Origin of the sequence: Pseudomonas sp. FDAARGOS_380 (genome assembly GCF_002591235.1) — a bacterium.
GTDB lineage: Bacteria > Pseudomonadota > Gammaproteobacteria > Pseudomonadales > Pseudomonadaceae > Aquipseudomonas > Aquipseudomonas salmasensis.
In genome coordinates, this window is sequence record NZ_CP023969.1 from 4,941,436 (window position 1) to 4,954,696 (window position 13,261).

The 13,261-nt window shown below is 59.6% G+C and carries 12 protein-coding genes and 1 tRNA gene; 8 read left to right on the forward strand and 5 right to left on the reverse strand.

Annotated elements, in window-relative coordinates; translation table 11 throughout:
* Positions 1–52 precede the first annotated feature (52 nt).
* The 6 genes from pstC to CRN80_RS23265 all read left to right on the forward strand — a co-directional run bounded on the left by pstC (position 53) and on the right by CRN80_RS23265 (position 6,348).
* Positions 53–1,018 (forward strand): phosphate ABC transporter permease subunit PstC, encoded by a 966-nt coding sequence (gene pstC, locus CRN80_RS23240; RefSeq protein WP_098951383.1) that lies wholly within the window; start codon positions 53–55, stop codon positions 1,016–1,018.
* On the forward strand, positions 1,018–1,911 hold the full coding sequence (gene pstA, locus CRN80_RS23245; RefSeq protein WP_014718563.1) for a phosphate ABC transporter permease PstA: 894 nt from the start codon (positions 1,018–1,020) through the stop codon (positions 1,909–1,911). Before pstC ends, pstA begins: the two co-directional genes overlap by 1 nt.
* 76 nt (positions 1,912–1,987) lie before the next feature.
* Positions 1,988–2,749, forward strand: a complete 762-nt coding sequence (gene pstB / locus CRN80_RS23250) for a phosphate ABC transporter ATP-binding protein PstB (protein WP_019817112.1) — start codon at positions 1,988–1,990, stop codon at positions 2,747–2,749.
* Between the two features lie 54 nt (positions 2,750–2,803).
* Positions 2,804–3,502: a hypothetical protein gene (locus CRN80_RS23255; RefSeq protein WP_032897161.1), complete on the forward strand. Its 699-nt coding sequence runs from the start codon at positions 2,804–2,806 to the stop codon at positions 3,500–3,502.
* Positions 3,502–4,119 carry a hypothetical protein gene (locus CRN80_RS23260; RefSeq protein WP_032897162.1) on the forward strand — a complete coding sequence of 206 codons (618 nt, stop codon included), beginning with the start codon at positions 3,502–3,504 and terminating at the stop codon, positions 4,117–4,119. Before CRN80_RS23255 ends, CRN80_RS23260 begins: the two co-directional genes overlap by 1 nt.
* 369 nt (positions 4,120–4,488) lie before the next feature.
* Positions 4,489–6,348 carry a calcium-binding protein gene (locus CRN80_RS23265; RefSeq protein ID WP_098951384.1) on the forward strand — a complete coding sequence of 620 codons (1,860 nt, stop codon included), beginning with the start codon at positions 4,489–4,491 and terminating at the stop codon, positions 6,346–6,348.
* Between the two features lie 218 nt (positions 6,349–6,566).
* Here the strand turns inward: CRN80_RS23265 and CRN80_RS23270 are convergent.
* Positions 6,567–6,653 (reverse strand) — tRNA-Leu (locus CRN80_RS23270).
* A 223-nt stretch (positions 6,654–6,876) separates the two neighbouring features.
* On the opposite strand from CRN80_RS23270, the gene CRN80_RS23275 reads away from it, so the two are divergent.
* On the forward strand, positions 6,877–7,353 hold the full coding sequence (locus tag CRN80_RS23275; RefSeq protein ID WP_098951386.1) for a hypothetical protein: 477 nt from the start codon (positions 6,877–6,879) through the stop codon (positions 7,351–7,353).
* Between the two features lie 566 nt (positions 7,354–7,919).
* On the opposite strand, the gene CRN80_RS23285 is transcribed toward CRN80_RS23275, so the two are convergent.
* On the reverse strand, positions 7,920–8,447 hold the full coding sequence (locus CRN80_RS23285) for a DinB family protein (RefSeq protein WP_098951388.1): 528 nt from the start codon (positions 8,445–8,447) through the stop codon (positions 7,920–7,922).
* Positions 8,448–8,571: 124 nt separating this feature from the next.
* Between CRN80_RS23285 and CRN80_RS23290 the strand changes: the two genes are divergently transcribed.
* Positions 8,572–9,270: a tellurite resistance TerB family protein gene (locus CRN80_RS23290; protein WP_032897916.1), complete on the forward strand. Its 699-nt coding sequence runs from the start codon at positions 8,572–8,574 to the stop codon at positions 9,268–9,270.
* On the opposite strand, the gene CRN80_RS23295 is transcribed toward CRN80_RS23290, so the two are convergent.
* The 3 genes from CRN80_RS23295 to mgtA all read right to left on the reverse strand — a co-directional run bounded on the left by CRN80_RS23295 (position 9,267) and on the right by mgtA (position 13,224).
* Positions 9,267–10,079 carry a hypothetical protein gene (locus tag CRN80_RS23295; protein WP_032897170.1) on the reverse strand — a complete coding sequence of 271 codons (813 nt, stop codon included), beginning with the start codon at positions 10,077–10,079 and terminating at the stop codon, positions 9,267–9,269. The two genes, CRN80_RS23290 and CRN80_RS23295, sit on opposite strands and share 4 nt — an antisense overlap.
* An 18-nt stretch (positions 10,080–10,097) precedes the next feature.
* Positions 10,098–10,445: a DUF2493 domain-containing protein gene (locus CRN80_RS23300; protein ID WP_003191350.1), complete on the reverse strand. Its 348-nt coding sequence runs from the start codon at positions 10,443–10,445 to the stop codon at positions 10,098–10,100.
* A gap of 64 nt (positions 10,446–10,509) precedes the next feature.
* Positions 10,510–13,224: a magnesium-translocating P-type ATPase gene (gene mgtA, locus CRN80_RS23305; RefSeq protein ID WP_098951390.1), complete on the reverse strand. Its 2,715-nt coding sequence runs from the start codon at positions 13,222–13,224 to the stop codon at positions 10,510–10,512.
* Between the last annotated feature and the right edge of the window lie 37 nt (positions 13,225–13,261).

Genomic DNA, 13,261 nt, shown 5'->3' on the forward strand with positions numbered 1-13,261 from the left:
GTGGGCTGTTTGCCGCGCCGGGGGCGTTTCCCCCCTGTTCCGGAATTAGCCAATGAACAAACCTTTCGTCGTACCGGTTAATCGGGATTCTGCCTGCCAACCTCCCTCGGCCAAAGACTTCCTGGTCGATCGCACCTTCCGTGGGCTCGCGCGAATCGGGGTGATACTGATTCTGGCGTTGGTCGCAGCCTTGGTGTTCGAGGTGGGGCGCAAGGCCTTGCCGGGCATGGAAAAGCACGGCTTCGATGTGCTTTTTGGCAGTGTCTGGGACGTTAACCAGGGCAAGTACGGGATCCTGCCGGCCATTTGGGGCACGCTCTACAGCGCTTTTATCGCGCTGCTGATTGCAGGCTTTTTCGGTGTCAGCATGGCGATTTTCCTGACTCAGGACTTTCTGCCGGCCAAGCTGGCCGCCGTGTTTCGCACCATCGTTGAACTGCTCGCAGCGATCCCCAGCGTGGTGTACGGCTTGTGGGGCATCTATGTGGTGATCCCGGCCATTCGGCCACTGACCACCTGGTTGAACAGCGAACTGGGTTGGATACCATTTTTCGGCACGTCCTTGAGCGGGCCGGGGTTGCTGCCGGCGGCGCTGGTATTGGCCATCATGATTCTGCCGACGATTGCCGCTGTGTCCCAGGACGCGCTCACCAGCGTGCCGATGAAAACCAAGCAGGCCGCCTACGGCATGGGCACCACCCATTGGGAGGCGATCCTCAAGGTGATGGTGCCGTCTGCCGCCACCGGTATTTTTGGCTCCTTGGTACTCGGCCTCGGCCGTGCGCTGGGCGAAACCATGGCGCTGGCGATGTTGGTGGGCAACGCCAACAACATTTCCCTGTCGCTGTTCGCGCCGGCCAATACCTTGGCAGCCTTGTTGGCGCTGAACTTCCCCGAAGCCGGGCCCAACGAGGTGGAGGTCTTGATGTACGCCGCCCTCGTCTTGATGTTCATCACCCTGCTGGTGAACGTCATTGGTTCCATGATCATGCTCTACGCCCAACGGGGTAATCGATGATGACGAATCTCACATCCCCTATCACCGCGGTACCTAGCCTGCAGCGCAAGTTCGAAGGCCGCGCCTTGCGCAGCCTGGTGTTGACCACATTGGTATGGTTTGGCGCGCTGCTGGCCAGTGTGCCGCTGATTTCGGTGCTCTACATGCTGATCACCCGTGGCGGCGCACGCCTGAGCCTGGAGGTGTTCACCGAACTGCCGCCCACCGGCTTCGAGACGGGCGGCGGTTTCGGCAACGCCATGGCCGGCACCTTTGTGATGGTCGGTATCGCTGCGGCGATCGCAGTGCCGGTCGGCATCATGGCCGCGATCTTCCTGGCCGAACTGGGGCCGGACAGCAAATTGGCCAACGCTGCACGCTTTGCCGCCAAGATGCTCACCGGCTTGCCTTCGATCCTGGCCGGCGTGTTTGCCTACGCCTTGGTGGTGATGACTACCGGCACCTACTCGGCACCGGCAGGCGGCGTGGCCCTGGCGGTATTGATGCTGCCCATTGTGGTGCTGACGGCTGAAGAGTCGATGCGCATGGTGCCCAAGATCATGAAGGACGCCGCCTACGGCATGGGCTGCACCCGCTCCCAAGTGATCTGGAAGATCATCTTGCCGACCGGCCTGCCGGCGATCCTCACTGGCGTAATGCTTGCCGTGGCACGTGCCGCAGGCGAAACCGCGCCGTTGCTGTTTACCGCGCTGTTCAGCAACTACTGGATCTACCACGACGGCGACCTGGCGGTGATGAACCCCACGGCTTCCCTTGCCGTGTTGATCTACAACTTTTCCGGCATGCCCTTCGACAACCAGCTGGAGCTCGCCTGGGCGGCCTCGTTGGTGTTGGTGATGATCGTGCTGGTCGTGAATATTGTGAGCCGTATCTTCGGCAAGCCTAAGTATTAAGAACGGGAGCATCTGAATCTTGAACGTCTCAACTGCGCAAATAGCCGCTCCGTTTGTCACCCAATCGCCTGTGGTCATGGACTGCAAGCTGGACCGGATTTTCTACGGTAATTTCATGGCGGTGCGTGACAGCCATGTGCCGATCGAGAAAAACAAGATCACCGGTTTTATCGGCCCGTCCGGTTGCGGCAAAAGTACAGTACTGCGCAGCCTCAACCGCATGAACGACCTGGTGAAAGGCTTTCGTTTCGAAGGCCACGTGCATTTCCTGGGGCAGGATGTGTATGGCAAGGGTGTAGACCCGGTGGTGGTGCGCCGTTACATCGGCATGGTGTTCCAGCAGCCTAACCCGTTCTCCATGAGCATCTTCGACAACGTCGCCTTCGGCCTGCGCCTGAACCGCTACAAAGGCGACCTCGGTGACCGCGTCAAACACGCCCTGCAAGGCGCGGCGCTATGGGACGAGGTCAAGGACAAGCTCAAGGTCAGCGGCCTGTCGCTCTCCGGTGGACAGCAGCAACGGCTGTGTATTGCCCGCGCTATCGCCACCGAGCCGGAAGTCCTGTTGCTCGATGAGCCGTGCTCGGCACTCGACCCGATTGCGACTCGCCGGGTAGAGGAACTGATGGTGGAGCTGAAGAAGGATTACACCATCGCCCTGGTCACCCACAACATGCAGCAGGCCATTCGCGTGGCGGACACCACAGCGTTTTTCTCGGTGGATATTTCCCAGGGCACGCGTACCGGCTACCTGGTGGAAATGGGCCCGACTGCGCAGATTTTTGGCAGCCCGCGTGAACAGATGACCGAGGATTACATCAGCGGCAAGTTCAGCTGAGTCCCTATGTTCGATAAAAACCGCACGTGCGCCACCGTCAGCCCAGGAATGCCAATGTCTGCAACGCATCGTCTTGATTTGTCAGCGATTGAACGCGCGCTCCGTAAAGTGCAGAGCCGCTTTGCCGAGCTCAGCACGCAATTTACCGAGCCGCGCGACCCCTTGACCGACGAAGTGCTGCTCAACGTGCTTGAAGGCTATGCGCTGGTTGACGACTATGTCGCACGGGGCGTTGACCTGTTTGACCTTCATCATCTGGACCTGATGCTGGAGATCAACGCCACCGTGCTCTGCGGTAGCGACCCGGCGCGCCGCGTGGAATACGCGCAGCACCTGGCCGCCACCGAAGAGCACTTCTTCAACAACGTTGAAGGCGGTATCAAGGACTTGTTCAACTGGTACTGCGCGTATCGCAGTGAATCGGTATGGAAGCGTGCGGCCGGCGTGTATGTGCGCATCCTCAGCAAGCCGCAGTTGTTCATCGAAGGTAACAACCGCAGTGGCTCGCTGATCGTCAGCTATCTGCTGATGCGTGCCGGGTTGCCACCGTTTGTGCTGACGTTGGAAAATGCCGAGGGTTACTTCAATCCTTCCTCGGTAATCCGCAACTCGGCCAAACATGGGGTCAAGGCGTTGTATGAATTGCCCAAGATCAAGAAAAAGTACGCCGCCTTCCTGGAGGAACAGGCCCCGGATCCCAAGGCGTTTTTCTTGAGCGATACACCACAGCCTATCTATCAGGGAGGCCATTAATGCGCTGGTATCCAACACTCGCCAGCCGAGCCGTGCAAGCCGTCCAGCAAGCGGTCCTCACGCGTGCCGCCAAGCGCCCGCGCGTACGCATCTCCTTTGATATTGACGACACGCTTGCCTGCCAGCTTGACCACGCTGATGTCGAGAGCAGTTGGCTGCCGGCCTGCGCGCATCGTTGGTGGGGAGAACCGCTGCGTATCGGCACCCGTTCGTTGACACGGGAGCTGCGGCGCCAGGGTTGCAGTATCTGGGTCTACACCTCATCGGGCAGGGCGCCTTCCTACATCAGGCGTTGGCTGATGCTGTACGGCATCCGTGTCGACGGCGTAGTGAATAGCGAGCGGCATAACCACGCCCTCACGGTGCATGGGCTGTCGAACACCCCGTCGAAATTTCCGCCGGCCTTCGATATTGATTTGCACGTGGACGATTCCGAGGGCGTGCGCCTTGAAGGCAACGACCATGGCTTTCGCGTGGTGGTGGTTGACCCGCAGGATGAGCATTGGGCGCAAAGAGTGCTTGAAGCGGTCGCGGGCGTGCAGGCACAACTGGCCCGTCAGCAATTGCCCAGGTTCAAGCAGCCTGTATGCCAACGTGCTGAGGTTTATTCTTCCTGAGTTCCAGAGAAACCTGAACTGCTTGAGCCCTTATTGCAGTTCACAACTTGCTATAAGGGCTTAATTGTCTTTGACTCATTAGTCACGAACAACACGGAACTTCACTTCTTGTTCGACAAACAGCGCTTATGGCGCTTTTGTCGTCTATATCCCTGAGTACATACCCTTGCCATCCGATAGTCGGTCATTTTAAGGCGGCACTTCTAGGCTAGTGTTGACGAGCTTCCTTAATGGTTAACCTCGATATTAAGCAACGAAGCAGCCTGAACAGAATGCACAACAACAACTTCAATGCATATTGTTTAGCCCGACGCATCAGGTATTACCGTTGATTTTCGGTGTTGATCGCTGGGCTCAAGGAGTACTGACATGGCTATATTCGATTACAAGGGGCAAGACGCCCGCGTCCTGATTTCAGATGCCTGGACCCTCGCCACTTATACCAGCGGTGTTGCCACCGTAGGCGCGCTCTACAACATTCCGGGGCTTGTGCTGGGCGAGGGCAACACCTTCGCATTGCCCAAGGGCTGGCGTGAAATCGGCGCGAGCGAACTGCAGGTTGATAGCAGCCACACCGACATCACTGGAAGTTTTACCGGCGACGGCGTCTTTGGTTCTCAAGCCAGAGTGTTTGGTCAATACGATGACAGCGGCCAATTAGTCAAAATGGGTTTTTCCATTGCCGGCACCAACTCGCCAATTGATCTGCTGGGTTGGCCGGCGATGATCGATAACTCTTATATCAACGGCTACGACTACCTGCTCAATTCAATCAAGGATTACGCCACCGACCACAACCTGAGCGGCAAGGATGTATTGGTAACCGGCTACAGCCAGGGTGGCTCGGTTACCAACAGCATGTATATCGGCAAGGACACTTTGGCAGACGGCTTTTTCAAGGATTCGGACTACTTTGGCATGGAGTCGCCCAAGTCCAGCAACAGCGACGGAATCTTTAACTTCGGCTTTGAAAACGATGTGGTCCACCGCCTCACGGGGCAAGAGACTGACGTGGGCAGCGCCATCATCGACGCGCTTCAAGGCAGTGACGCCAGTTACACCTCGACCACCGACAACATCGTGCTGTTCGACACGATCTACGCGCTACCAACCTGGCCCAATGGTCCGTTTTCGATTGCCAACCTGTCAGGGTGGGCCGCGCACCTGGAAGGCATTTTCATCAACCCTATCCAGCGTATCGCCCAATCGACTTTCTACGATTACATCGAACGCGACAGCACCATCGTCATCAGCAACCTCGACGCCATCAGCCGCAGCTTTACCTGGGTCAGCGACAAACAGACCGCCACCTCCAACCACTACGGCACACCGGCCTTCCTGCTGGGCACCGACAGTTCGGACAAGCTGCAGGACGGGCGCAGCGATGACTTCCTCGACGGGTTCAAGGGTGACGACAGTTTCCGCGTGAGTACCGGTACCGATATTGTCGCCGGCGGTGAGGGCAACGACAAAGTCTTCCTCAAAGGCACCGCGTCTTCCTACGAAGCGGTGAAGCTCAGCGATGGCACGTTGTTTCTCAACGACAGCAGCGGCCAATACGGCCTGAAGGAATTGCACGGCGTAGAACACGTGGAGTTCGAAACCGGCCTGGCCAACAGCCTCGGCCACGTGCCCGTGTTCGGCGGGCTCTTCGGTGGCATTGGCGAGGTCCTCACGCCGGCCTATACGGTGACCAGTGGCAAACTCGACTTCGAAGGCCTGTTCGGCGCCGATAAGGCGTATGCCAAATCCATCGAAGGCAGCCAATTGGCCGACACCCTCAAAGGCACCGCCGCGCGTGACCTGATATTCGGCCAGAACGGCAATGACCGGCTCGACGGTGGCGCCGGCAATGACCTGCTGCACGGCGGCGAGGGCAACGACACACTGCTGGGCGGCACGGGCAACGACGCGCTGTATGGCGCCAGCGGCAATGACGTCTTGATCGGCGGGCTGGGCAATGACCAACTCAGCGGTGGCGTGGGCAGCGACCTGTTTGTTTTCGATCAACGCGGGTTCGGCCACGACGTGATCAGCGACTTCAACATTCACCAGAACGGGCAGGACCTGCTGGTGTTCGCCAAGTCGCTGTTTGCCAATGCCGATGCTGTGCTCGGAGCCACTACCCAGCATGGCAGTGACAGCGTAATTCTGGCGGGGGACAGCAGTGTCACCCTGGTGGGGTTCAATGCGGCGCAGTTGAGTGCAGAGATGATCAGCGTGGTTTGATGCGGTATCGGTAAGGTTGGCGATAAAACCCCACAGCGTCGTTGATGCTGTGGGGTTTTTTCTGGCTTATCGTTTTGCAGCCGTCAACGCGTACGAGAAGGAGTGCCTGATTTTGTTTGGCTGGACGCCGGGGAAGGGATTGGCGAGCGGGGTTTTAAATTGCGGAGCGGAAAAGATAAGGGCCTGCCCAGGTTTCCCTGGCAAGCCCTTGATATCTATGGTGCCCGAACCCGGAATCGAACCGGGACGCCCTTACGAGCGGGGGATTTTAAGTCCCATGCGTCTACCAGTTTCGCCATTCGGGCGGTAGCGCGGTGTAACAGGGTTGGGAATATATAGATCCAGCCGCTTCAGCGCAACCTCCAAGCCGCTTTTCCCGCATAAAGATGCGCAGGAAAAAGCTTGGCAGATCAGTGATCTACAGGGCCTTTGTGCCAAGTCCTGATGAACGCACGCAACGCAGGAACAAGCCCCATAAATGACAGTCATAGCGATATGCTACTTTGGCGTTTCCCAAGGAGTTGTTTGATGCTCAGTGTCCGTAAGCAGGCTTGGATCATGGCCGTGGGTGTGGCGGGTTTGTTGGGCACTGCCGTGTTCAGCCCGGCGCAGGCGGGGAGTGCGGTGCGGTGGGGTGAGTTTGGTGCGTCGTCTTCAGACAAGTTGACGGCCGGCTCGATGGACGTGGGCGGTGCCTATGTGTTGAAGCCGTCGGGTGTTTCCGTGGGTGCTATCGAGGCGCTGCAGGCTGGGCAAAAACAGAGTCAAAGCGAACTGCAAAGCTTGAAAAGCAAGGTGGAAGGTCAGGAGCGTGCGTTTGATGAGTTCAAGCGCAAGGACGGTTCGAGTGCCAGTAGCAGTGACAGCCAGCTGTCGAGTCTCAAGCGGACGGTGGATGAGCAGAAGAGCACGATAGAGCGGCAGAAAGGCGAGATCGACGGGCTCAAGCGTAGCCTGGATGAGTTGAAGCGCAGTGTGGAGAATTTGAGCAGCAAGGTGAAGTGATTAGTGTGGGAGCTGGCTTGCCTGCGATGGCGGCCTGACAGCCGACATCTATCTTCCTGACACCCCGCGATTCTACTGTGGGGGCGGGCTTGCTCGCGAAGGCGGCCTGGCAGTCAACACAGTTGGACCGGGTACATATCCGTTATTTAGGTAACGGCCACCTAGGGTTCCGCCCTGACGGCGGCTCACTTTTGAAAAGCGCAAAAGTAAGCAAAACGCTCTTGCCCCACCACTCGGCACCTCGCCTAGGCTCGGTGTGCCCGTAATCCGCCAGTGATTTGGGGGGCCGCCGCCACGCGCCATCCATGGCGCGGGGCGGCTAAACCGGCATCCCTGCCGGTTTACCCCCCAAATCCCTGTCGAATTCCGGCCAGCGTGGTTTAACGGGGCGCCTAAGATCAAAAGCAGATCAAGAGCGGCTCGCTTCGCATCGTGGTTACCGTCGGCTGCTACGGTCTGCAAAGTTGTGTAGATACCTATGCTGCGATGCAGGCACCAGGTATGTCTGTCACACCGCGGCGCTGCAATCGCAGGCAAGCCAGCTCCCACATTGACCTTGTCGGCCTTCAATCAATAAGGGCCAGTAAGTCGGTGATCCCCACATCTACACCCGCCTGGCTCAGCAGTGTCGTCACCTGGCCGCGGTGGTGGGTCTGGTGGTTGAAAAAGTGCACCAGCAGGCCGAAGAAGGGCTTCTCGGCGGCCAGGCCGCGCATGTTGTGATAGCGCAGGCGTTGGTCGAGGTGGGACTCGTGCAGGCTGTTGGCCCAATCGATGATCAGTTGATCCAGCCAGGCGCGATGGGCCGATAATTCAGCGAGGCTGGCGAAAGCCAATTGCTTGAGGTCGCCGGGCGTGGCGATGCCATTGAGTGGCGCCAAGGCCGCAAAGTTGGCCGGGTGTTCGGCAAAGCGTTTGAGCCAGACGGTGTCGCCCAGCATCAGGTGGTTCAAGGTGCCGAGGATCGAGCCGAAAAACGCCTGGCGGTCCAGGGTCAATTGTGCGTGCGTCAGGGTGTTGGCGGCGTCGTAGACCTTGCGGTTCATCCATTGGTTGTAGGTGGCCATCAACGCAATATGCTCGATGCGATTCACCGCGGTTCTCCGTTGTCGGCGTGATGGCGTCATCATAAAGCTTGCCCGCCCGACGGTCATGGTGTTCCATCAGGGGAGGACTATGTTTGATCAACGCCACTATTGCGCCCCGGAGGGCGACACCATGAATACCAGCGATCTACTGGAACAACTGTTGCGTGCAGGGCAGCAAGGCGGCGGGGCTTCGGGCGGCGGCCTGGGCGGGTTGCTCGGAGGGTTGTTGAAGGGCGCCGGCACCGGCAATGCGTCTTCGGCGGGCGGCGGTTTGGGTGGTTTATTAGGTGGCCTGGGTGGCTTGTTGGGCGGCGCGCCGGTAGGTGGTACTGCCCAGACGCGTAGCGGCGGTGGGATGAACTACGCGGCGCTGGCGTCCCTGGGGATGGCGGCGTTCCAGGCGTACCAAGCCTGGCAACGCCAACAGGCCTCGGCACCGCAGCAAGCTATCCAGACCGTTGACCAGCTTGAAGGGCCTGAAGCCGAAGCCCATAGCCACGGCGTACTGCGTGCGATGATCGCGGCGGCCAAGGCGGATGGCAGGATCGATGCGCAAGAGAAGGAGATGATTTCTGCCGAGATCGGCCGTCATACCGACGACCCACAATTGCAGCAGTGGCTCGACGCCGAAGTCGCCAAGCCCCTGGATGCCTCCGATTTTGCCGAGTATGCCAATGACCCGGCAATCGCTGCGGAGATTTACCTGGCGAGCGTGATGCTGGTCGATGACCAACAGGACGCCGAGCGTAATTACCTCGACGACCTGGCCGGTCAGTTGCAAATCGACCCGCAATTGCAGGTGCATCTGGAGCAGCAGGCCAAAGCCTAGAACCTCAGCGTCGCCCCAGTGGTCAGCCACTGGGCGCGATCGCCAATCAGGCTGCGCCCGACCAGCAGGTCCACGTCGACAAATTCGCCGATGTGCAAACGCGGCCCAGCCTGCCAGGCCTGTTCGCCGCCTTCCTGGCCATAGCGCTCGCCAATCAGTGTGAGCGCGTCTGCCAACTGATATTCGAACCCCGTGCCCCAGGTCAGGCGGTGTTGTTGATCACCGTCGTTGTAGGCGTGGCTCCAGCCGGCGTTCAGGTTCAGGCGCAGGGGCGCCAGGGGTTGCCATGTGAGTGGGATGTTCAGGTCTGCGCCATCAAACCCGTGATGGCGATCCAGCGCGACATGCGCCCCGACAGCAACCGCCAGTTCCAAGCCCAAGTCTTGCCGTGACAGCACCTGCACCTTGGCTTGCGGGCTGATCTGCGTCTCGCCTTTGCCTGCATCCGTGGCCCGTGACAACGCGGCGCCCCATTGCACGGCAGGCATGGCGCTGAACGTGCAGGCGGGCGACACGTTGCTGTTGTGGGTACTGCCCGCGTGCCGCTGGGCGCTGTACCAGGCGTCGATGTTGCATTCCCCCGGCGCGTTGATCGCACCGTCATCAACCACATAAGCGCCGCCTGCGGCTTGCGCTTTTGAAATCAACGCGACGACAAAGACCAGGCCTAGCGTTATGCCGATAAAGATCAAGTTGCGCTGCAATGCACGGCGCTTTGCTGGCGGCAGTAACAGCAGGGTGTGGCGAGCGTGGCGTGCGCGATATTTGGTAAACCCGTCGCGGCGCGCCGGCGTGTATTTTTTGTGCATGATGCACCTCGCTTGAATTCAGCTTTCTACGGTCAGCACCGAAATGCCGCTGGCTTTGGCCTGGCAGACCAGCTCCGAGGTATCGTCACCACCCGGCAGGGCGATGATTAGGTCGGGGCGGCTATCGGCCAGCATGAAATGGTTGCGCTGGCGTTCGGCCTGTTTGCCGTGGCGCTGCCAATTGGGTGGGTAACGCACCACGTCGATACCGATTTCCCGTGCCCATTCCTCAATCTCACTGCCCAGGAACTGGTTGCCGCCGTGGATCAGCACCTGCACCGGGCGCAGGCGGTGGTAAGCGTCCAGCACGTGGCGGGACTTTTTGGTGTCGGCGTAATGACGACCTGCACAGATCAACACGCGCATGAGTAAATCCTTGTATTGCACGCAGGCGACCGGGCGGCCGCCTGCGTTTGAACGGCGGGGAGGGTCAGTACCACTGCTTGAAGCGGCGGATGTAGATCGTTTTCATCAGTTGGGCGACGCAGCAGTAAGCCAGCAAGGTGCCCACCAGCCATGGGAAGTACGCCAGCGGCAGCGGTTGCAGGCCCACCAGGGTGCCCAGCGGTGAGAACGGCACGTAGATGCCCAGGGCAATCACGATGCAGGTCATCATTAACACCGGCCAGGCAGCCGTGCTCTGGAAGAACGGGATCTTGCGGGTGCGCAGCATATGCACCACCAGGGTTTGCGAAAGCAGCCCCTCGATAAACCAGCCGGACTGGAACAGCGTCTGCATTTCCACACTGTTGGCCGCGAACACGTACCACATCAGCGCAAAGGTGGTGATGTCGAAGATCGACGAGGTCGGCCCGATCCAGATCATGAAGCGGCCAATGTTTTTCGCATCCCACTTGCGCGGCTTGGCCAGGTATTCCTTGTCCATCTTGTCCCACGGCAGGGCCAGCTGGGAGATGTCGTACATCAGGTTTTGCAGCAGCAGGTGAATCGCCAGCATCGGCATGAATGGAATGAACGCACTGGCCACCAGCACCGAGAACACGTTGCCGAAGTTGGAGCTGGCGGTCATGTTCAGGTACTTCATGATATTGCCGAAGGTTTCGCGGCCCTTGAGCACGCCTTCTTCCAGCACCATCAGGCTTTTTTCCAGCAGGATGATGTCGGCCGATTCCTTGGCGATGTCGGTGCCGCTGTCCACCGAAATACCCACATCGGCATCGCGCAGCGCCGGCGCATCGTTGATACCGTCACCGAGGAAGCCGACGGTGTGACCGTTGGTTTGCAGCGCCTTGAGCACGCGGGATTTTTGCAGCGGCGTGAGCTTGGCGAACACCGTGCGTTCTTCCACGCGGCGCAGCAGGGTGGCGTCGTCCATGGCTTCGATTTCCACGCCCAGCAGCGGCTGGCCGGGCTCCAGGCCAACCTCGCGGCAGATCTTGCTGGTGACCACGGCGTTGTCGCCGGTCAACACCTTGATCGCCACGCCAATCTGTTGCAGCGCCGCAATGGCCGGGCCTGCGGTTTCCTTCGGTGGGTCCAGGAAGGTCAGGAAGCCCTGGATCACCAGGTTGCGTTCGTCGCTGGTGGTGTACTGCTGGCGTGCCAGCGCTTTAGGGATATTGCGGGTCGCTACCACCAGCACGCGGAAACCGTCTTCGTTGTAATCATTGGCGAGCGCCAGTAGCGCTTCACGACGGCGGTCATCCAGGGGCAAGGCTTCGCCGGCCTCCATGACATGGGTAGAAATGCTCAGCATCTCTTCCACCGCGCCCTTGCATACCAGCAACTGGTCACCGGCGGCATCCTTGACCACGATCGACAGGCGACGGCGGACAAAGTCGAACGGCAATTCATCGACCTTGCTGTACGCAAACGGCACCTGGAACTTGGGGTTCTGTTCCGAGAACTGCACCACCGCCTGGTCCATCAGGTTTTTCATGCCGCTCTGGTGAAAGCTGTTGAGCCACGCCAGGGACAGCACGGCGTCATCGCGCTGGCCGAAGGCATTGACGTGATGCTCGAGGATGATCTTGTCCTGGGTGAGGGTGCCGGTCTTGTCGGTGCACAGCACGTCCATCGAACCGAAGTTCTGGATCGCATTGAGGCGCTTGACCACCACTTTGCGCTTGGCCATCGCCGTAGCGCCCTTGGCCAGGTTGGCGCTGACGATCATCGGCAGCATTTCCGGGGTAAGGCCGACGGCTACCGCCAGGGCAAACAGGAAGGCATCGCCCCAATCGCCCTTGGAGAAGCCGTTGAGGAAAAACACGATGGGTACCATCACCAGCATGAAGCGGATCAGCAGCCAGCTGACACTGTTCACGCCCCGGTCGAAGGCGGTTTGCACCCGCGAGCCGACAATCGCCTTGGCCAGGGAACCAAAGTAAGTGCGCGGCCCCGTTGCCACCACCACTGCTTTGGCGCGACCGCTGACCACGTTGGTGCCCATGAAGCAAATGTTCGGCAAGTCCAGCAGGTTGCCCTGGTCGGCGGCGAGGGTGGAGGCGGATTTTTGCGTGACATCGCCCAGGGTGTCGTATTTTTCCACCGGCAAGGCTTCGCCGGTCAGCACGGCCTGGCTGATAAACAGGTCGCGGGACTCGATCAGGCGGATATCGGCGGGGATCATGTCGCCGGCAGACAACTGCACGATATCGCCGGCCACCAGGTCACGCATCGGTACTTCACGCAAGGTGGGCTGGGCGCCAACCTGCTCGCGGCGCAGCACGGTGGCGGTGGTGCGCACCATGGCCTTGAGGGCCTCGGCGGATTTGGCCGAACGGTGTTCCTGCCAGAAACGCAGCAGGCTGCTGAGCAACACCATGGTCATGATGATGACGACCTTGGTCGGGTCGGCTTCTTCGCCTTCCTGCATCGGCAGCCAGCAGTCAGTCACAAAGCTGATGCCGCCCAGGGTCAACAGCACGTAGATGAACGGGTTGTTCAATGCCTGCAGGAACTGGATGATCGCGTGCGGCGGCTTGTCATGGGCGACTTCGTTATAGCCTTCCCGTTGCAGGCGCGCCGAGGCGTCCAGTTCGGTCAGGCCGTCCTGGGTGGCCCGTACATTGGCGAGGGTGGCCGCCAGGCCATTGTGGGCTTCACGGGCGGCACGCATCGACAGCTTGGTGTCGGCGGCGGTGCCATTTTTCTTGTGCAGAGGCGTGTTTTTTACGGCGCTCATTGTCTGTACTCCTGTCGCCAATTCTCGACAAAACATA